General features: G+C 74.9%; 17 protein-coding genes and 2 pseudogenes. 6 read left to right on the top strand and 13 right to left on the bottom strand.

The window, feature by feature from the left end:
• The first annotated feature begins 21 nt into the window (after nt 1-21).
• Entirely contained in the window at nt 22-681 is a 660-nt protein-coding gene (locus tag BS73_RS22525; RefSeq protein ID WP_037575233.1) for an SDR family oxidoreductase, read from the top strand.
• 39 nt (nt 682-720) lie between these two features.
• Here the strand turns inward: BS73_RS22525 and BS73_RS22520 are convergent, their stop codons facing one another.
• From BS73_RS22520 to BS73_RS22505, 4 genes and pseudogenes are all read right to left on the bottom strand, one after another.
• Nucleotides 721-1257 (bottom strand): GNAT family N-acetyltransferase, encoded by a 537-nt coding sequence (locus BS73_RS22520; protein WP_152617688.1) that lies wholly within the window; start codon nt 1255-1257, stop codon nt 721-723.
• A gap of 164 nt (nt 1258-1421) precedes the next feature.
• Nucleotides 1422-1622: pseudogene (locus tag BS73_RS22515) on the bottom strand (amidase family protein); the annotation flags it as partial.
• Between the two features lie 32 nt (nt 1623-1654).
• Complete coding sequence (locus BS73_RS22510) at nt 1655-2884, bottom strand: metallophosphoesterase (protein WP_037580668.1); 1230 nt, start codon at nt 2882-2884, stop codon at nt 1655-1657.
• 132 nt (nt 2885-3016) lie between these two features.
• On the bottom strand, nt 3017-4705 hold the full coding sequence (locus BS73_RS22505) for a proline--tRNA ligase (protein WP_037575229.1): 1689 nt from the start codon (nt 4703-4705) through the stop codon (nt 3017-3019).
• Nucleotides 4706-4888: 183 nt separating this feature from the next.
• Between BS73_RS22505 and BS73_RS22500 the strand changes: the two genes are divergently transcribed.
• The gene (locus BS73_RS22500) at nt 4889-5581 is read left to right on the top strand and encodes a cysteine hydrolase family protein (protein WP_200886722.1); all 693 of its coding nucleotides are present in this window, start codon (nt 4889-4891) and stop codon (nt 5579-5581) included.
• Here the strand turns inward: BS73_RS22500 and BS73_RS22495 are convergent.
• The 5 genes from BS73_RS22495 to BS73_RS22475 form a co-directional block, all read right to left on the bottom strand.
• Nucleotides 5553-6113 (bottom strand): DUF1697 domain-containing protein, encoded by a 561-nt coding sequence (locus tag BS73_RS22495; protein ID WP_037575226.1) that lies wholly within the window; start codon nt 6111-6113, stop codon nt 5553-5555. The genes BS73_RS22500 and BS73_RS22495 overlap by 29 nt on opposite strands.
• Nucleotides 6114-6226: 113 nt before the next feature.
• Nucleotides 6227-7039: an ABC transporter permease gene (locus BS73_RS22490; protein ID WP_037575224.1), complete on the bottom strand. Its 813-nt coding sequence runs from the start codon at nt 7037-7039 to the stop codon at nt 6227-6229.
• A complete protein-coding gene (locus BS73_RS22485; protein WP_084704273.1) occupies nt 7036-7827 on the bottom strand; it encodes an ABC transporter ATP-binding protein in 792 nt (263 codons plus the stop codon). The genes BS73_RS22490 and BS73_RS22485 overlap by 4 nt, the downstream gene beginning before the upstream one ends.
• A 54-nt stretch (nt 7828-7881) precedes the next feature.
• Nucleotides 7882-8469 carry a TetR/AcrR family transcriptional regulator gene (locus tag BS73_RS22480; protein ID WP_037575222.1) on the bottom strand — a complete coding sequence of 196 codons (588 nt, stop codon included), beginning with the start codon at nt 8467-8469 and terminating at the stop codon, nt 7882-7884.
• 9 nt (nt 8470-8478) lie between these two features.
• On the bottom strand, nt 8479-9696 hold the full coding sequence (locus BS73_RS22475) for an NADH:flavin oxidoreductase (protein WP_051940286.1): 1218 nt from the start codon (nt 9694-9696) through the stop codon (nt 8479-8481).
• A gap of 200 nt (nt 9697-9896) precedes the next feature.
• On the opposite strand from BS73_RS22475, the gene BS73_RS22470 reads away from it, so the two are divergent.
• On the top strand, nt 9897-10421 hold the full coding sequence (locus BS73_RS22470; RefSeq protein ID WP_037575221.1) for a F0F1 ATP synthase subunit B family protein: 525 nt from the start codon (nt 9897-9899) through the stop codon (nt 10419-10421).
• 160 nt (nt 10422-10581) lie between these two features.
• Here the strand turns inward: BS73_RS22470 and BS73_RS41010 are convergent.
• Nucleotides 10582-10935, bottom strand: a pseudogene (locus BS73_RS41010) (carbon-nitrogen hydrolase family protein); the annotation flags it as partial.
• A 36-nt stretch (nt 10936-10971) separates the two neighbouring features.
• Between BS73_RS41010 and BS73_RS22465 the strand changes: the two are divergent.
• Complete coding sequence (locus BS73_RS22465; protein WP_037580662.1) at nt 10972-12231, top strand: pyridoxal phosphate-dependent aminotransferase; 1260 nt, start codon at nt 10972-10974, stop codon at nt 12229-12231.
• Between the two features lie 78 nt (nt 12232-12309).
• On the opposite strand, the gene BS73_RS22460 is transcribed toward BS73_RS22465, so the two are convergent.
• On the bottom strand, nt 12310-13206 hold the full coding sequence (locus BS73_RS22460; protein ID WP_037575219.1) for a MurR/RpiR family transcriptional regulator: 897 nt from the start codon (nt 13204-13206) through the stop codon (nt 12310-12312).
• 112 nt (nt 13207-13318) lie between these two features.
• On the opposite strand from BS73_RS22460, the gene BS73_RS22455 reads away from it, so the two are divergent.
• Nucleotides 13319-14587, top strand: coding sequence for an APC family permease (locus BS73_RS22455; RefSeq protein WP_037575217.1), 1269 nt, complete (start codon nt 13319-13321; stop codon nt 14585-14587).
• A 7-nt stretch (nt 14588-14594) separates the two neighbouring features.
• On the opposite strand, the gene BS73_RS22450 is transcribed toward BS73_RS22455, so the two are convergent.
• A complete protein-coding gene (locus BS73_RS22450) occupies nt 14595-14909 on the bottom strand; it encodes a PadR family transcriptional regulator (protein WP_037575214.1) in 315 nt (104 codons plus the stop codon).
• Nucleotides 14910-14960: 51 nt separating this feature from the next.
• Nucleotides 14961-16592 (bottom strand): SDR family NAD(P)-dependent oxidoreductase, encoded by a 1632-nt coding sequence (locus BS73_RS22445; RefSeq protein ID WP_235215495.1) that lies wholly within the window; start codon nt 16590-16592, stop codon nt 14961-14963.
• Between the two features lie 194 nt (nt 16593-16786).
• On the opposite strand from BS73_RS22445, the gene BS73_RS22440 reads away from it, so the two are divergent.
• Entirely contained in the window at nt 16787-17971 is a 1185-nt protein-coding gene (locus BS73_RS22440; protein WP_037575211.1) for a zinc-dependent alcohol dehydrogenase, read from the top strand.
• The last annotated feature ends 11 nt before the right edge of the window (nt 17972-17982 follow it).

Below are 17982 nucleotides of genomic sequence, written 5' to 3'. Positions count from 1 at the left end.
GCGAGCGCCTAGGCTCGCGGTATGCGCATGGTGATCGCTGGTGGACATGGTCAGATCGCGCTCCGGCTGGAGCGGCTGCTCTCGGCTCGGGGCGACTCGGTGGCGGGGATCATCCGCAAGCCCGAGCAGTCCGACGACCTGCGGGAGGCGGGCGCGGAACCCCTGGTCTGCGACCTGGAGTCGGCGACGGTGGACGAGGTCGCCGCGCTGCTGACCGGCGCGGACGTCGTCGTCTTCGCGGCGGGGGCGGGGCCGGGGAGCGGCGCCGCCCGCAAGGACACCGTCGACCGGGGGGCCGCGACGCTGCTGGCGGACGCGGCCGAACAGGCGGGCGTACGGCGGTACTTGATGGTCTCGGCGATGGGCGCGGACGCGGCGGCCCCGGACGGGGGCGATCCGGTGTTCGGGGCCTATCTGCGGGCGAAGGGGGCCGCGGACGACGACCTCCGGGCCCGGAAGGGCCTGGAGTGGGTGGTGCTGCGGCCCGGGCGGCTGGTGGACTCCCCGGGCACGGGGAGGGTGGCGCTGGCGCGGGAGACCGGACGGGGAGAGGTCTCCCGGGACGATGTGGCCGCGGTGCTGGCGGAGTTGGCGCGGGCCTCGGGGGTCGACGGGCTGACGTTGGAGCTGGTGGGTGGGGATGTCCCGGTGGCGGAGGCGGTGGCGGCGGTGGCGCGGTAGCCGCCGCGTTCGAACGGCCGGTCAGGTTCGAACGGCCGGTCAGGGGCTCGGGATGGGGCGGTGGTAGTGGACGATCAGCTCGCCCCAGTCGTCTATCCGGACCCGGCCGCTGCGGCGGAAGCCCATGACCCGGTAGAGGCGGTTGGCCCGCAGGTTGTCGGCGTGGGTCCAGAGTTGGGCGCGGTCGTAGGCGAGGCTGCCCGCCTCGGAGAGCAGGCTCTCGATCAGGCGGCGGCCGATGTGCCGGCCCCAGAGGTCCGGCGCCACGCTGACCATGGAGATGTGCAGCAGGCCCGGCAGCGGCGGCCCGGCCCCGTCGTCCTCGCGGCCCTGGACGCCGAGCGCCGTTCCGACCAGCGCCTCGGCGGGCGGCTTCTGGCCGCCCAGCTGCACGTCCTGGTCCTCCGCGACCAGCAGCAGGGTCTTGGCGTCCTGGAGTCTGCGCAGGGCGCGCTCCACCTGGCCCCCCGCGAGGGGGCGCCCGTTGCGCCGGACGATGTGCGCCTGCTGCCAGAGTTCCATCGCCGACGGCCAGTCCTCGGGACTCGCCGGCCGTACCGCTATGGGGGTGCCCACGCGGCCCTCCTCGTCGACGTCGGGGCGTCGTACCCGTCGCGTTCGAGCTTTCTACCACGCCAATGTGACAGCGATCCGGTGTCCCGCACCACAGTTCCGCCGGATATTCGCGTTCAGCGACGGAGAATCGGCGGCCTCGGTGCGGCCTGCGGTCCCAGCGACCGCTAGAGGGCCGCGGCGGCGCGCAGCACCAGGTCGTCCCGGTGGCGGGCTTCCACCAACTGGACGCCGACGGGGAGTCCGCCGCTGGTCAGGCCGCAGGGCAGGGAGGCGGCGAGCTGCTGGGTGAGGTTGAAGGGGTAGCTGAACGGGGTCCAGGAGGTCCAGCGGAGGCCGGGGGCGCCGCTAGGGGTCTCCCGTCCGGCCACCGCCTGCGGGCGCCCGCCGTTGAGGGCGGTCAGTCGCCCGCCGGGGCGCGGAGCACCAGGAGGGTGATCTCGCTGGGGGCGAAGACCCGGAAGGGCGGGCCCCAGAAGCCGGTGCCGCGGCTGGTGTAGAGCCGGGTGCGGACGGCCGGGTCGGAGCCGTGGCTGCTGAGGCCGGCGACGACCGGCTGGTCGATGCGGACCAGCAGGTGGAAGGGCCAGATCTGGCCGCCGTGGGTGTGGCCGGAGATCTGCAGGTCGACGCGGTCGGCGGCGTTGGCGATCTGCTTGGGCTGGTGGGCGAGGAGGACCACGGGCGCGCCCGGGTCGACGCCGTCGAGCGCCGCGTCCAGGTCCTCACGGTGGCCGGGGAGGCCGGAGTCGGCGGCGGTGTGGTCGTCGACGCCGGCGACGACCAGGACGGCGGCCGGCTCCTGGGCACCGCCGGCGGCGTCCGGACGGATCGTCAGATGGCTGTTGTGGAGCGGCTGCCAGCCCAGTTCGGTGAGCCGCTCGACCCAGCCCGGGGCGTCGCCGTAGTACTCGTGGTTGCCGGTGACGAAGACCTTGCCGTGCTTCGCCCTCATCGAGGCCAGCGGCGCGGACTGGCTCAGCCGGTTCGCCACCGGGCCGTCCGCGATGTCCCCGGCGTGGCAGAGGACGTCCGCGTCCAGGGAGTTGACCGCCTCGGCGACGCCGACGGACCACCGGGTGCGGTCGATCGGGCCGTAGTGGGTGTCGGTGATGACGACCAGCCGCAGCCCGTCCAGCGCTCGCGGGAGCCGGTGCAGCGGCACCTCGACCCGGCGGATCCGCGGCACCCGCATCGCCTCGTAGCAGCCCCAGGCGAGGAGCACCGCGGAGACCGCGACGATGCCGAGGGCGACCCAGCGGTCCACGGCCGTGCCGTCCGCCCCTGCGGGCAGTACCGCGTACAGCACCGCGCGGACCAGGCCACCGGCCACGGACCAGGTGAAGAGCACCCAGATGACGCCGAGGAGGGTGTCGCCGGTGCGCGCGGCGAGGTCGTCGGCCCGGGCGTGCCCGCGGAACATCAGCAGCGGCATGCCGACCAGGCCCGCGGCGAAGAGGGCGGTGCCGACGGCCACGCCGGCCGGCGGCCAGCCGGGCGCACCGACCAGCATCCAGCCCGGGACGGCGAAGAGGAGGAGGACGGCGGTCAGCGGGATCAGGGCGCGCAGCCGGGAGCGGCGCCGGCCGCCCTCCCGCCGCGCCTCGGGCGCCGCCGCTTCCGGCGCGATCGCTTCCGGCGCCACCGTCTCCGGCGCGTCCGTGGTTTCTGGGAGCTGGGTCTCGGCCACGGACGAATGGTAGGCGGGTGCCGGGCGGGCGGGGCGGCCGAGGGCCTCAACCGTCCCGCCCGGCTCGGTGTCTCAGCTGGTCAGGCGGGCGATGGCGGCCTCCACCGAAATCTCCTCGCGGTCGCCGGTACGGCGGTCCTTGAGCTCGACGATCCCCTCGGCGGCCCGCCGGCCGACGATCAGGATGGTCGGGACGCCGATCAGCTCGGCGTCGGTGAACTTCACCCCGGGGGAGACGCCGGCCCGGTCGTCGACGATCACCCGGACGCCCGCGGCCTCCAGCTTCCCGGCCACCTCGAGGGCGGCCTCGGTCTGCGCGGCCTTGCCGGCCGCGACCACGTGGACGTCGGCCGGGGCGATCTCGCGCGGCCAGCACAGGCCCTGGTCGTCGGCCAGCTGCTCGGCGAGGGCGGCCACCGCGCGGGTGACGCCGATGCCGTACGAGCCCATGGTGACCCGGACCGGCTTGCCGTTCTGGCCCAGGACGTCGAGGGCGAAGGCGTCCGCGTACTTGCGGCCGAGCTGGAAGATGTGGCCGATCTCGATGGCGCGGTCCAGGTTGAGCGCGGAACCGCAGTTCGGGCAGGGGTCGCCGGCCTCGACGGTGACCACGTCCAGGTAGCGGTCCACCTCGAAGTCGCGGCCCGCGACGACGTTGCGGGCGTGCTTGCCGGGCTTGTTGGCGCCGGTGATCCAGGAGGTGCCGGCGGCGACCCGGGGGTCCGCGTAGTAGCGGACGCCGTCCAGGCCCTGCGGGCCGACGTAGCCGCGGACCAGGTCCGGGCGGCCCTCGAAGTCCTCGGCGGTGACCAGTTCGACCTCGGCGGGGGCGAGGTGACCGGCCAGCTTGCCGAGGTCCACCTCGCGGTCGCCGGGGACGCCGAAGGCCACGATCTCGCCGTCCACCTTGACCAGCAGGTTCTTCAGGGTGGCGGAGGCCGGGACGCCGAGGTGGGCTGCCAGGGTCTCGATGGTCGGGGTGTCCGGGGTGTCCAGCTCCTCGACCGGCGGGTGGTCGACGGCCTCGGCGGCCGGCACGACCGCGGTGACCGCCTCGGAGTTGGCGGCGTAGCCGCAGGACGGGCAGTCGGCGAAGGTGTCCTCGCCGGAGACCGCCGGGGCCAGGAACTCCTCGGAGGCCGAGCCGCCCATCGCGCCGGAGACGGCGGAGACGATCCGGAAGTCGAAGCCCAGGCGGTTGAAGATCTTGATGTAGGCCTCGCGGTGGAGGCGGTAGGACTCGGCGAGGCCCTCGTCGGTGGTGTCGAACGAGTAGGAGTCCTTCATCAGGAACTCGCGGCCGCGGAGCACTCCGGCGCGCGGGCGGGCCTCGTCCCGGTACTTGTTCTGCACCTGGTAGAGGATCACCGGCAGGTCCTTGTAGGACGAGCACTGGTCCTTGACGACCTGGGTGAAGATCTCCTCGTGGGTCGGGCCGAGGAGGTAGTCGGCGCCCTTGCGGTCCTTGAGCCGGAACAGCTCGTCGCCGTACTCGCTCCAGCGCCCGGTCGTCTCGTAGGCCTCGCGCGGGAGGAGGGCGGGGAGGATGACCTCCTGGGCGCCGATGGCGTCCATCTCCTCGCGGACCACGCGGGCGACGTTGTCCAGCACCCGCTTGCCGAGCGGCAGCCAGATCCAGACGCCGGCCGAGGAGCGGCGCACGTAGCCGGCGCGGACCAGCAGCTTGTGGCTGGTCGTCTCGGCATCGGCCGGCGCGTCGCGCAGGGTGTGCAGCATCATCCGGGACAGGCGCAGGACCATGGGGTTTTCTCCAGCGGGCGGGCATCGGGAACCGAGGGGGGATGCTCGCGAGGATAGCCGGTGCGCGGGGCCGGCCGGGCGGCGGCCGCCGCGTCCGGCCCGGCGTCCTTGACTGGGCAGGGGCGGCTTGCCATCGTCGTGCCGTCCGGCGGAGCGCCGGGTAGGCCTGGGGAGGCGAAGGCCGTGCAGCAGCGAGCCCATCCATCCGGCGCACCGGTGCGGATGCCCGCGACACCGTCCGAGGTCTGCGATCCCGAGCGGCTCGCGTTGATCGTCTACGACATGCAGAACGGGGTGGTCCGGCAGCTGCCCGACGGCAAGGCGATCACCGACCGGGTGCGGTCGATCGTCGACGCGGCCCGGGAGGCGGGGCTGCCGATCGTCTTCACCCGCCACATGTCGCTGCCGGTGCGGCTGATGGGGGCGTCCCAGCTGCGGACGGCGATGGCCTGGCAGCGGGTGGACGACCCCGGGCTGGTCGTCTCCCCCTTCCTGCCGGGCTCGGAGCCGTTCGAGCTGGTGCCGGAGCTGGCCCCGCGGGCGGACGAGGCCGTCCTCGACAAGATCACCATGTCCGCCTTCGAGGGCACCCCGCTGGATCTCGTCCTGCGCGACCTGGGGATCACCAGCTTCGCCATCGTCGGCATCGCGACCGAGATCGGCATCGAGCCGACCGTCCGGCAGGGCCTGGACCTCGGCTATCTGCCGGTGCTCGTCTCCGACGCCTGCGGGCACGGGGACGCCGAGGCGGCCCGGCGCTCGCTGGACCAGCTGGACTTCTTCGGCGGCACCCTGCGGACCGACACCGAGGCCTTCCTCGGGGCGCTGGTCGACTGCCGCCGGGGCCTCACTCCGCCGTCAGCTCCACCAGCCTGAGCACGGTGTTCCAGTTGCGGGCGGTGGTGGTGCAGGGCTTGAGCGGGGCCGAGCGGCCGAGGGCCTCCGGGAGCTTGGAGCGGCCGATGCCGTTCGGCAGGTCGAGGTAGAGGACCCGGTCGCCGAGCGCGTAGCCCTCGGGCGCGAAGGGGCCCGGCGGCACGGCGGCGGCCAGCGCCTCGGCGCCGCCGGACGGCTGTTCGGAGAGGAAGACGGCGTGCACCTTCTTGCCGTCCGCCGCCGCCTCCTCCGGGTACGGGTTGGCCTCGGCGACCGCGCGCAGATAGCCGCCGTCGCGGACCAGGCAGGCCACCCGGAAGCCGAAGTGGGCGGCGATCGCCTCCTCCAACTCGGCCTGCAGGGCCGCCGACCGGCCGGCGGGGGCGGTGAAGGCGGCGTTGCCGCTGTTGAGGTGGGTCTGCACGGCCGTGTGCCCGAGGCCCTCCATGAGCTTGCGCAGCTCCGCCATCGGCACCCGGGCGTGCCCGCCGACGTTGATCCCGCGCAGCAGTGCCGCGTATCGCTCAGCCATCCGCTTCGAGCCCGCCTTCCGGTGCGTCGACGTCGACCTGCTGCCCCGACGCTAGCAGCGGAGACCGGGCCGCCACCCGGTCGTCACCGCGGGTCGTCACCGCCGGACGCGGCTCAGGGGGTGCGGCGGCGGAGGGTGGCGGCGCCGAGGGCGAGGGCGAGGAGGGCGCAGCCGCCGACCACCAGCAGGTCGCGGACGAGGGGGGCGGTGCCGTGGGTACCGCCGGTGATCCGGGTGGTGGCGTCGATGGCGTAGGAGAGCGGAAGGACGTCGGAGATCCACCGGAGGACCACGGCCATCTGGTCGCGGGGCACGAACAGGCCGCCGAGCAGCAGCTGCGGGAAGACCAGGGCCGGCATGAACTGCACCGCCTGGAACTCGCTGCGGGCGAAGGCCGAGACGAACAGCCCCAGGGCGGTGCCGAGCAGCGCGTCCAGCACGGCGACCAGCATCAGCAGCCCGATCGAGCCCTCCACCCGGAGCCCCAGCGGATGGAGGCTGACGCCGGTCACCACCAGTGCCTGGACGACGCTCAGCAGGCCGAAGGCGGCGGCGTAGCCGAGCAGCAGGTCGAGCCGGCCGATCGGCGTGGTGAGCAGCCGTTCGAGGGTGCCCCCGGTGCGCTCGCGGAGGGTGGTGACCGAGGTGACCAGGAACATCACGATGAAGGGGAAGAGGCCGAGGAGGCCGGGCGCGATCGCGTTGAACTGCCGTACGGAGTCGAACATGTACCGCAGCAGCACCATCAGCACGACCGGCACCAGAAGGAGCAGTGCCACGGTGCGGGGATCGCGGCGCAGTTGGGTGAGGATGCGCCGGGTGGTGGCGCCGGTGCGCAGCAGTGCCAGGCCGAACCGGCCGGCCAGGGAGGCGGGTGCGGCAGCGGCGACGGGGCCGGGGTCGGTGGTCCGCAGGGCGGTGCTCATCGCCGTGCCTCCCGGGGCTTCCGGTCTTGGGCTTCCTGGGCTGCGTGGGGTTCCTGGGGTTCCTGGGCTTCCTGGGGCTCGTCGATCAGGCGGAGGAAGGCCTGCTCCAGATCGGCGGTGCCGGTACGGGCGCGGAGTCCGTCCGGGGTGTCGTCCGCGAGCAGCCGGCCCTCGCGCATCAGCAGCAGCCGCTCGCAGCGCCCGGCCTCGTCCATGACGTGGCTGGACACCAGCAGGGTCGCGCCCTCGTCGGCGAGCCGCCGGAAGAGCTCCCAGAGCTGGTTGCGCAGCACCGGGTCGAGGCCGACCGTGGGCTCGTCGAAGACCAGCAGTTCCGGGGAGCCCAGCAGGGCCGCGGCCAGGCTGGCCCGGGCGCGCTGGCCGCCGGAGAGGTCGGCGACGGCCTGGTGGCGCTGGGCGGCCAGGTCGGTCTGCTCGACCACCCGGTCGATGTCCGCCGCGGGGGCGCGCAGCAGCGAGGCGAAGTACCGGAGGTTCTGGACCACGGTCAGGTCGCCGTAGAGGGCCGGGGTCTGGGTGGCGTAGCCGATCCGGCCGCGGAGCGCGGCGGAGCCGGCCGGGCGGCCCAGGACGGTGACCGTGCCTCCCGCGGTGATCTGGGTGCCGACCACGCAGCGGATCAGGGTGGTCTTGCCGCAGCCGGAGGGCCCGAGCAGCCCGGTGACCGTTCCGCGCGGGACGGTGAAGGAGAGCCCGCGCAGCACCTCGCGGCCTCCGCGGACCACCCGGAGGTCCTCGGTGGCGATGGCGGGCAGGGAATTAGCCATGTGTTTAATTCTAGCCTCCGCACCTCCGGCGGCAAGGGCCCGGCGGCCCCGGCTTCACCCGTCCACGTACGCCTGGACCACCGGGGCGATCAGTTCGACCAGCTCCGGGATCTCCGCCGAGGCCAGCGGCTCGACCCCGACGCCGTACCGCAGCACCATCAGGCCCAGCGCCTGGGCCACCGCTGCCGACACCCGCAGCCGGTCCGCGCCCAGCGCCTCGGCGACCTGGTCGAGCAGCACCCGCTCCACGAACTGGCGGAGCATCGCGGCGGCGACCGGGTTGGTCATCGCGGCCCGGACCAGCGCCAGCCCCGACTCCCGGCCGCTCGGGTCGGTCCACACCGTCAGCAGCTCGGTCAGGACCCGGCGGCCGAACTCCTCACGCGGGCCGTCCAGCAGGCGGGCGCGCAGCGCGGCGGGGTCGGCGGGGAACTCCAGGACCGCCGCGAAGACCTGCTCCTTGCTGCCGAAGTAGTGGTGCACCAGGGCCGGGTTGACGCCGGCCCGGCCCGCGATCGCGCGGATGGTGGTCTTGTCGTAGCCGCGCTCGGCGAAGAGTCCGCGGGCGGCGGCGAGGATGTCCTCCCGCGTGGTGCTGGCGCCCGCGCGGCGGCCCGCGCGGGCGTTTCCGCTGGTGCTCATGGTGGGATCCTAAGCGGGGCCCGGCCTGGCGGCGGGACGCGGGAGCGCGGGCTCCACCAGGACGCAGCGGGTGCCGGAGTAGATGGTGGGCATGCAGCGGTTGCAGTGGATGCAGAGCGACCTGGCGGCACTGTCCCGCTCGATGCGGCGGATCAGGTCCGGCTCGCGGAGCAGTGCCCGGCCCATCGCGACGAAGGAGAAGCCCTCGGCCATCGCCAGGTCCATCCCCTCCCGGTCGGTGATCCCGCCGAGGAGGATCAGCGGCAGGTCGCGCAGCGCCGCCCGGAACTGCCGGGCCGAGTCCAGCAGGAAGGCCGGCCGGTACGGGTAGGCGACCAGGAACCGCTTGCCGAGCAGCCGCACGCCGAGCCGCTGCGGCTGCGGGAAGGTCGCGGCGAACTCCGGGACCGGGGCGTCCCCGCGGAACAGGTACATCGGGTTGAGGAGGGAACTGCCGGCGGTCAGCTCCAGCGCGTCCAGTGTGCCGTCCCGCTCGATCCACTGGGCCACCTGGAGGCTCTCGTCCAGCCAGAGGCCGCCGGGGACGCCGTCGTCCATGTTCAGTTTGGCGGTGACGGCGATCCGGTCGCCGACCGCCGCCCGCACCTCGCGCAGGACGCCGAGGGCGACCTTGGCCCGGTTCTCCAGGCTGCCGCCGTAGCCGTCCCGGCGGCGGTTGAGCCGGGGGCTGAGGAAGGAGCTGGCGAAGTAGTTGTGGCCGAGGTGGACCTCCACCGCGTCGAAGCCGGCCTCGGCGGCCAGCCGGGCGGCCTCGCCGTGGGCACCGATGATCCGGGCGATGTCGTCCTCGGTGGCGGCGCGGCCCATCCGCATCGCGAGCGGGTTGAACATCCGGCCGGGCGCGAGCGACGGCAGGCCGTTGGACCTGGCGTCCGCGACCGGTCCCGCGTGTCCCAACTGGGCCGAGACCGCGGCACCCTCGGCGTGGACGGCCTCGGTCAGCCGGCGCAGGCCGGGCAGTGCCTCGGGGCGCATCCAGATCTGCCGGCGCTCGGTGCGGCCCTCGGGTGCGACCGCGCAGTACGCCACGGTGGTCATGCCGACACCGCCGGCGGCCGGACGGCGGTGGTACTCGATCAGCCGGTCGCTGACCAGCGCCTCAGGGGTGGCTCCCTCGAAGGTGGCGGCCTTGATCACCCGGTTGCGCAGGGTCACCGGCCCGAGCTTCGCGGGGGCGAGGACGTCGGGTGCCGGGCTGTCCTTCATGCTCCTCCTCCAGTGCCGGGACGGGTCGCGTCAGGACCCGCGGAGACGCCTGAGGAGAGCACAGGGATCATGGCTTTTCAATCGATGCCGGGGCCCACTCCCCCCGCCGGGCGGCAGAGGCCTCCACGGGGCGGCCCCCTTGTCCCGCCCGGTCCGGCTCCCTAGGCTCGACTGACGTCTTCCGCTGGGGGGTTCGGCGCATGGGACCACTGATTCCCGACCGCTACGAGTTCCTGCTCGCCCTGCTGGTCTTCGGGGTCGTCTTCGGGCTGCTGGGCCGGGTGCTGCTGCCGCGCATCCAGCGCACGCTGGCCGCGCGCGAGGACGCCATCGGCGGCGGCCTGGCCCGCGCGGAGACGGCCCGCGCCCAGGCCGAGGAGACCCTCGCCGAGTACCGGGCGCAGCTGAGCGAGGCCAGGCACGAGGGCGCCCGGATCCGGCACGCCGCCGAGCAGCAGGGCGCCGAGCTCCTCGCGCGGCTGCGCGCGGAGGGCCAGGCCGAACGGGAGCGGATGAAGGCCGAGGCCGCCGAGCGGATGGAGCTGGACCGGCTGGCCGTCGCCGCGGAGCTGCGGGCCGACATCGCCCTCACGGCCACCGCGCTGGCCGAGCGGATGCTGGGCGAGCCACTGCCCGACCGGGCCCGCACCGACGCCGTCGTCGACGCCTACTTCGAGGAGCTGGACGCCGCCGAGGCCGCGCAGGCCGGGCCGTCGTCTCAGTAGGGCGTCCGGGAGGGAACCCGGGCTCCACCAGGGAGCCGTAGAGCTCCGGGCGGCGGTCCTGGTAGCGGGGCTGGTAGAGCCGGGCGGTGAGCAGCGTCTCGGCGCGCAGCTCGGCGAGGGCCGTGCCGGGTTCCGTGCCGAGGGAGTCCTCCGCGCCGGCCGGCGCCGGCACCCGCGCGGGCTCCGGGAAGGAGTTGTCCGCGCAGACCAGCATCCCGATCCGGCCGAGCTCGGTGTCCACCGGGGAGAGGCCGTCGCCGGGCCGGAAGTACTGCCGCTCGATCCGCGGCAGGTGGGTCTTGCGGCGGAGGTGGACGGTGCCGTCCGGGGCGAAGAGGGCGGCGGTGTTGGTCAGCACGCCGGTCAGCCGCGGGTGCCGCTCGGCGAAGCCGCCGACCACGTGGGCGCCGGTGCGGACGGCCGCCTCGAACGGTCCTTCGACCTCGTTCACAGCGTGGCATGCCCGGACGGGCGTTGAATGCAAATATTTTTGCACGTATGCTCGGCGCGGCATCGATGATTGCAGCGACGGACGAGGAGAGTGGGCGCCGTGACCATGCATTCGGCGACCTTGGCGATAGACGAGACCCTTCGGGCCCGGCGGGCCGCCGGCGAGAAGGTGCTGCACCTGGGCTTCGGCGAGGCGGGACTCCCGGTACCGGCCGGGGTGGCGGCGGTGCTCGCGGACGCGGTCCGGCGCAACGGGTACGGACCGGTGGCCGGCTCGGCCGAGGCGCGGGAGGCGGCGGCCGGCTGGTTCACCCGCCGGGGCCTGCCGACCGGCCCGGAGCAGGTGCTCTTCGCGCCCGGCAGCAAGGCGCTGCTCTTCGCACTGGTCCTGGCACTGCCGGGGGACGTCGTGCTGCCCCGTCCCTCCTGGGTCAGCTATGCCGCGCAGAGCGCGCTGGCCGGGAAGCGGACGATCGGCGTCCCGATCCCGGCCGGGGCGGGCGGGGTGCCGGACCCGGAGCGGCTGGAGGGCGCGCTGGAGCGGGCCCGCGCGGAAGGGGCGGAGCCGGGGGTGCTGGTGCTCACCGTGCCGGACAACCCGACCGGGACGGTGGCGCGGGCCGAGGACGTGCGGGCGGTCTGCGGGATCGCCGAGCGGCACGGGCTGGCCGTCGTCGCGGACGAGATCTACGCGGAACTGGTGCACGACGCCGACGCGGCAAGGGCGCTGCCGAGGGCGGTCGACCATCTGCCGGAACGGACCGTCGTCACCTCGGGGCTGAGCAAGTCGATGGCACTGGGGGGCTGGCGGATCGGGTTCGCGCGACTGCCCGAAGGGGCCTGGGGCGAGCGGCTGCGCGGCGAGCTGGTGGGGGTGGCCAGCGAGATCTGGTCCAGTCTGGCGGCGCCGATGCAGGCGGTGGCGGCGCGGGTGCTGGAGGATCCGCCGGAGGTGCTGGCGCATATCGCGGCGGCGCGGCGGTTGCACGGCGCTGTGGCGAGGGCCGTCCACGCGGAGTTCGCAGCGGCCGGGGCGGTGTGCCGGGCGCCGGAGGCGGGGTTCTATCTGTACCCGGACTTCGAGCCGGTACGGGAGCGGCTGGCCGCCCGGGGGGTGCGGAGCGGGGCGGAGCTGGCTGCCGCGCTGCTGGAGCGGTACGGGGTCGGGGTACTCGCGGGGGCCGCGTTCGGGGACGCGGCGGCGGGGTTGCGGGCGCGGGTGGCGACGAGCCTGCTGTACGGGGAGACGGAGGCCGAGCGGTGGGCGGCGCTGCGCGCGGACGCGCCCGCGGAGCTGCCGTGGGTCGCCGCGTCGCTGGGGCATCTGCGCGACGCCTTGGCGGGCTTGACGCGGGGTTAGTCCTTCTTTCCCCGCCGCCGAACCCGCACTGCGGCGCCGTGGGCGGGCGGGGCTGGTCACGCGGCCCCCGGGGAATGGTCAGGGGCCGTCGGGCTGGTCGGTGTAGACGCCGAAGGCGTGGAGGAGGTCTTCCTCCTGGAGGAGGGTGGAGCGGGCCTGGTGGCCCCGGAGGCGGGCCGCCTCGGCGGCCAGGGCCTGGACCAGGGAGGTGAAGGCGGTGAGGGAGCGGAGGACCGACGGGCCCGCGGAGTCCACGTAGAAGACGTGGTCGGCGGAGGCCGCAAGCGGGGAGGCGGGGTTGTCGGTCAGGGCCAGGCAGCGGGCGCCGTGCCGATGCGCCCAGGACGCCGCTCGTACCGTGTCGGAGCTGTAGCGGTGGATGGCGAGGGAGACGAAGCAGTCGCCTTCGCGCACCCGCCGCAGCTCGTCGGTGAGCGAACCGGCGGCGCCGGTGACCGACTCGACGTCCTCGCGGAGCAGGCGCAGGAGGTAGACCAGCAACTGGGCCGGCGCCTGGCACTTGCGCAGGCCCATCACATGCACCCGGGGCGCCTCGGCCAGCGCCCGGGTCGCGGCCTCCCAGGCGGAGGGGTCGATCCGGGCGAAGGTGCGGGCGATGTTGGCGTGGTCCAGCGCGACCGTACGCTCCAGCAGGTCGCCGCCGTCCGAGCCGAGCTGCTCCAGGCTCTGGTAGCGGCGCAGCAGCTGGGCCTGCTCGCGAAGCCGCTCGCGGCACAGCCGGGTCAGCCCCGGGTAGCCGTCCAGGCCGAGGCTGGTGGCGAAGCGGACCACCGTGGCCTCGTTGACGCCCACCGCCGCGGCCAGCTCGCTGACCGTCATGAAGGCGACGCCCTCCGGGTCGGCCAGCACCCGGTCGGCCAGCAGCCGCTGGGAGCGGGTCAGCTTGTCGCCCCGCCGGTGGAGCTCCGCCTGGAGCTCGTCGAAGGTCCGCGGGGCCCGCGGTTCGGATGCCATGCGGTGATTCTCCCCCGCGGGACCGGTCGGCTCGGCGCAGGCCACGGGAAGGGCCTGCGGCACGATATCGTAGGCCGATATCGGCAACCGTAATCGCTGTGGGGTGGATGCGATGGGCCAGGCGGCGACGACCGCGGCGGAGCCCGGGCTGCGGCGGCGGCTCGGGGTGTTCGACGCGGTGGTGATCGGGCTGGGGTCGATGATCGGCGCCGGGATCTTCGCCGCGCTCGCCCCCGCCGCCGCGGCGGCCGGCTCCGGGCTGCTGCTCGGCCTCGGGGTGGCGGCCGTGGTGGCCTACTGCAACGCGACCTCCTCGGCCCGGCTGGCCGCCCGCTACCCGCAGTCCGGCGGCACCTACGTCTACGGGCGGGAGCGCCTCGGGGACTTCTGGGGCTATCTGGCCGGCTGGGGCTTCGTGGTCGGCAAGACCGCCTCCTGCGCGGCGATGGCGCTGACCGTCGGCGCCTACGCCTGGCCGGGGCAGGCGCACGCGGTCGCGGTCGGGGCGGTGGTGGCGCTCACCGCGGTGAACTACGCGGGGGTCCAGAAGGCCGCCTGGCTGAGCCGGACGATCGTCGCCGTGGTGCTGGCCGTGCTGGCGGCGGTCGTCGCCGCCTGCCTGGGCTCCGGAGCGGCGGACACCGGGCGGCTCGGGGCCGGCCCGGGCGCCGGCCTCGGCGGCGTCCTCCAGGCGGCCGGGCTGCTCTTCTTCGCCTTCGCCGGATACGCGCGGATCGCCACCCTCGGCGAGGAGGTCCGGGACCCGGCCAGGACCATCCCGCGGGCGGTCCCGATCGCGCTGGCGATCACGCTGGTGGTGTACGCGGCGGTGGCCGTGGCGGCGCTGTCGGTGCTGGGGGCGGCGGGCCTCGGCCACGCCGCCGACCCGCTGGCCCAGGCGGTACGGGCGGCCGGGGTGCCAGGTCTGGCGCCGGTGGTGCGGGCCGGCGCGGCGGTGGCGGCGGCCGGTTCACTGCTGGCGCTGATCCTGGGCGTCTCCCGGACCACCCTGGCGATGGCCAGGGACCGGCATCTGCCGCACGCGCTGGCCGCCGTCCACCCCCGCTTCCGGGTGCCGCACCGCGCCGAACTGGCGGTCGGCGCGGTGGTCGCGGTGCTCGCGGGCTTCGCGGACCTGCGCGGGGCGATCGGCTTCTCCTCGTTCGGCGTCCTCGCCTACTACGCCGTCGCCAACGCCTCGGCCTGGACCCTCTCGCCGGCCGAGGGCCGGCCGCCGCGGCTGGTCCCCGCGCTGGGCCTGGCCGGCTGCGTGCTGCTGGCGTTCTCGCTGCCGGCCGGCTCCATCGCCGCGGGGGCGGCTGTGCTGGCCGCCGGGGTGGCGGCGTACGGGATCCGGCGGGCGGTGGCGAACCGGAGTTGACGGGCCGTCAGCCGCCGGGACGGTCGGCGGGCGGCAGCAGTTCGCGGGCGAGTTCCGCCAGGGCGCGCCGGTCCTCGGTGAGCGCCCGGCGGCCGGCCTCGGTGGCGCGGTAGACCCGGCGCGCCCGGCCTTCGACGACCCGCTGCTCGGAGACCAGCAGGCCGTCCGCCTCCAGCCGGTGGAGGGTCGGGTAGAGGGTGCCCGGGCTGATCCGGTAGCCGTGGCCGGCCAGTTCACCGGCCATCCAGGCGCCGTGGATCTCCTCCTCGGCGGCGTGGTGGAGGATGTGCAGCCGCACCGCGGCCCGCTGGAACTCCCGCACCGCCGACCTCCCGCACCCCGCGTCCGCACGGACCCTGACCGGCGTCCGATTTTACGCGCGGGCGCCGCTCCGGCCGTCCCTCGGCGCCACCGGCTGGTTGTTGCGGCGGGCCGCCCGGTCGGCGGACGCGGTGATCCGGCGGAGCAGGGCGGAGCCCAGGCGGCGGGCGGCGACCGCGCCGCTGACCGACTCGGCCGCGCCCCCGGCGGCCGCCCGGCCGCCGTCCTCGGGGGCGTCCGGCAGCGCGCGGGCGACCAGGCCGAGGAGGCGCACGGTGGTGGCCGGCGCCACGCCGTGGAGGCGTACCGCCACCTTCGCCGCGGGGGTGAGGACCAGTTCGGTGCGGCCGCGCTCGATGGCGCGGACGATCGCCGCGGCCGCCCGCTCGGCGTCCATCGAGAGCACCGGGAGCCCGGCCGCCGCCGCGAACCAGGCGTACTCCCGGGGCGCCTGGCCCGCGAAGCGGGCCGCCAGATGCGAGCCGGTGCGCATCAGCCCCGGCAGCACGGTGGTCACCCGCACCCCGGAGGAGGCGAGCTCGGCCCGCAGGCCCTCGGAGAGGCCGGTCGCCGCGAACTTGGCGCAGGCGTACGGGAGGAGGTGCGGCGGCGCGATCCGGCCGCCGAGCGACGTGATGTCGGCGATGGCCCCCCGCTCGCTCTCCCGCAGCAGCGGCAGTGCCGCCAGGATCAGCCGCAGCGGGGCGTGGAACATCAGCTCCATGGCCTCCCGGAAGGAGTCCTCGCTGAGCGCGTCCAGCGGGCCGACCTCGATCTCGCCGGCGTTGTTGACCAGGACGTCCAGCCCGCCGAAGTACTCCTGGGCCGCCTCGACCAGGCGGCCGGCCGTGTCGGCGTCGGTGAGGTCGCAGGCCAGCGCCCGGACCTGGATGCCCTCGGCGCCCAACTGCTCGCTGGCCCTGGCGAGTTCGTCGGCGTCCCGGGCGCAGATCAGCAGCCGGTGGCCGCGGCGGCCGAGTTCGCGGGCGATCAGCAGCCCCAGTCCCCGCGAGGCCCCCGTGACCAGCGCGGTACGGCCCCTGCGGGGGTCGGTCCCGGGGCCGGCGCCGTCGTGGTCGAGTTCCGGGGTGGCCTGGGCGCCGGGGCCGCGGGAGCGGCTCGGCACGCCCCGCTCCGGGCGAGGGGCGCCGGCCGAGGGGGCGGCGGCCTCGCTGGGGCCGAGCGGCGGCGGGGGCAGCGGGTCGGCGCTCGCCAGCGCCTCGTCCTCGTCCCGCTCCGGAGGGGAGCCGCCGGTCCTGATCGCCCTGCCGATCCGGTCCAGTGCCTCGCCGGCCCTGGAGTCGATCAGCGACCTGGTGCCTTCGGCCGAGGACTCGGCGGCAGGGTCGACGGCACCGTCGCCCAGCAGGTCCACGTCCAGCCGCAGCCGGATCGCGGTGCGGTCGCCGTCGAGCCGCTGGAAGAGGAGTTCACCGGTGTGCCGGGGCGACTGCCGGCAGTGCCAGGCGAGCCGCTCCCCCGGGCTGCGGTCGTCGAATTCGAGGTCCAGGGACCGCTTCCCGCCGTCCGGCGTGCGGATGACCGCGCGGACGCCGTCCTCCCCCCGGCTCTCCACCGACAGGAGGTCGGGCGCGAAATCCGGGAGCCGCCGGAAGCGGGTCAGCTGGTCATGGACCGGCCCCAGTGGCGCGTCCAGCTCCACGGACTTCTCGATCATCACCATCGCGGACCCCTTTCCCGTCTCTCCTCGGCCCCGGCGCTGCACCGAAGGTCCCGTTCAGGGCGTCTAGCCGATTCGCCGCCGCGCATGCGGGGGCGTTTCGGAGTGCGCGGGCGGGGACACGCGCCTCGCATACGGACCGTGCAGTAGCGAACGCGCGGTGGCGACCGCGCGGCAGAGGGAGTCGAGGTGCCGCCATGAAAGCTCTCACCTGGCAGGGGAAGCGGGACGTCCGCGTCGAGGAGGTCCCCGATCCCCGAATCGAGCAGCCGACCGACGTCGTCGTGGAGATCAGCAGCACCGGCCTGTGCGGCTCCGACCTGCATCTCTACGAGGTGCTCGGGCCCTTCCTCGACCCCGGCGACATCCTCGGCCACGAGCCGATGGGCACCATCGTCGAGACCGGTTCCGAGGTGACCGAGGCGAAGGTGGGCGACCGGGTGGTGGTGCCCTTCAACGTCTCCTGCAACAGCTGCCCGATGTGCACCCAGGGCCTGCAGTCCCAGTGCGAGACCACCCAGGTGCACGAGTACGGCAGCGGGGCCTCCCTCTTCGGCTACACCAAGCTCTACGGGCAGGTGCCGGGCGGGCAGGCCGAGTATCTGCGGGTCCCCTTCGGCGACAGCCTGCCGATCCACGTCCCGGAGGGCCCCCCGGACGACCGCTATGTCTTCCTCTCCGACGTGCTGCCCACCGCCTGGCAGGCCGTGCGGTACGCGGACGTGCCGCCCGGCGGATCGCTGGCGGTGCTCGGCCTGGGGCCGATCGGCGACATGGCCACCCGGATCGCCCGGCATCTGGGCGTGGAGCAGGTGATCGGCATCGACCTGGTGCCGGAGCGCCTGGAGCGCGCCCGCTCGCGCGGGGTGCACACCCTGGACCTGCGCGAGCGCGGCCAGGACCTGGTCGTCGCCGTCCGGGAGCTCACCGGCGGCCGCGGCCCGGACGCCGTCATCGACGCGGTGGGCATGGAGGCACACGGTTCGCCGTTCGGCGCCGCCGCCCACCGGATGGTCGGCCTGCTGCCGGACAGTGCCGCCGCCGCGCTGATGCAGCGGGCCGGCACCGACCGGATGCGGGCGCTGCACCTGGCCGTGGAACTGGTCCGGCGCGGCGGCACCATCTCGCTGTCGGGGGTGTACGGCGGGCAGGCCGACCCGATGCCGATGCTGAGGATGTTCGACAAGCAGATCCAGCTGCGGATGGGGCAGGCCAACGTGCTGCGCTGGGTAGGCGACATCCTGCCGCTGCTCACCGACGCGGACCCGCTGGGGGTCGACGACTTCGCCACCCACCGGCTGCCGCTGAGCGAGGCGCCGGCCGCGTACGAGATGTTCCAGAAGAAGGAGGACGGGGCGGTCAAGGTGCTCTTCAAGCCCTGACCGGGCCCGTC

The sequence above is a fragment of the Phaeacidiphilus oryzae TH49 genome (assembly GCF_000744815.1).
Taxonomy (GTDB): Bacteria; Actinomycetota; Actinomycetes; order Streptomycetales; family Streptomycetaceae; genus Phaeacidiphilus; species Phaeacidiphilus oryzae.
The sequence above is the reverse complement of the archived record's forward strand: the minus strand, read 5'-3'. Positions and strand labels throughout refer to the sequence as shown.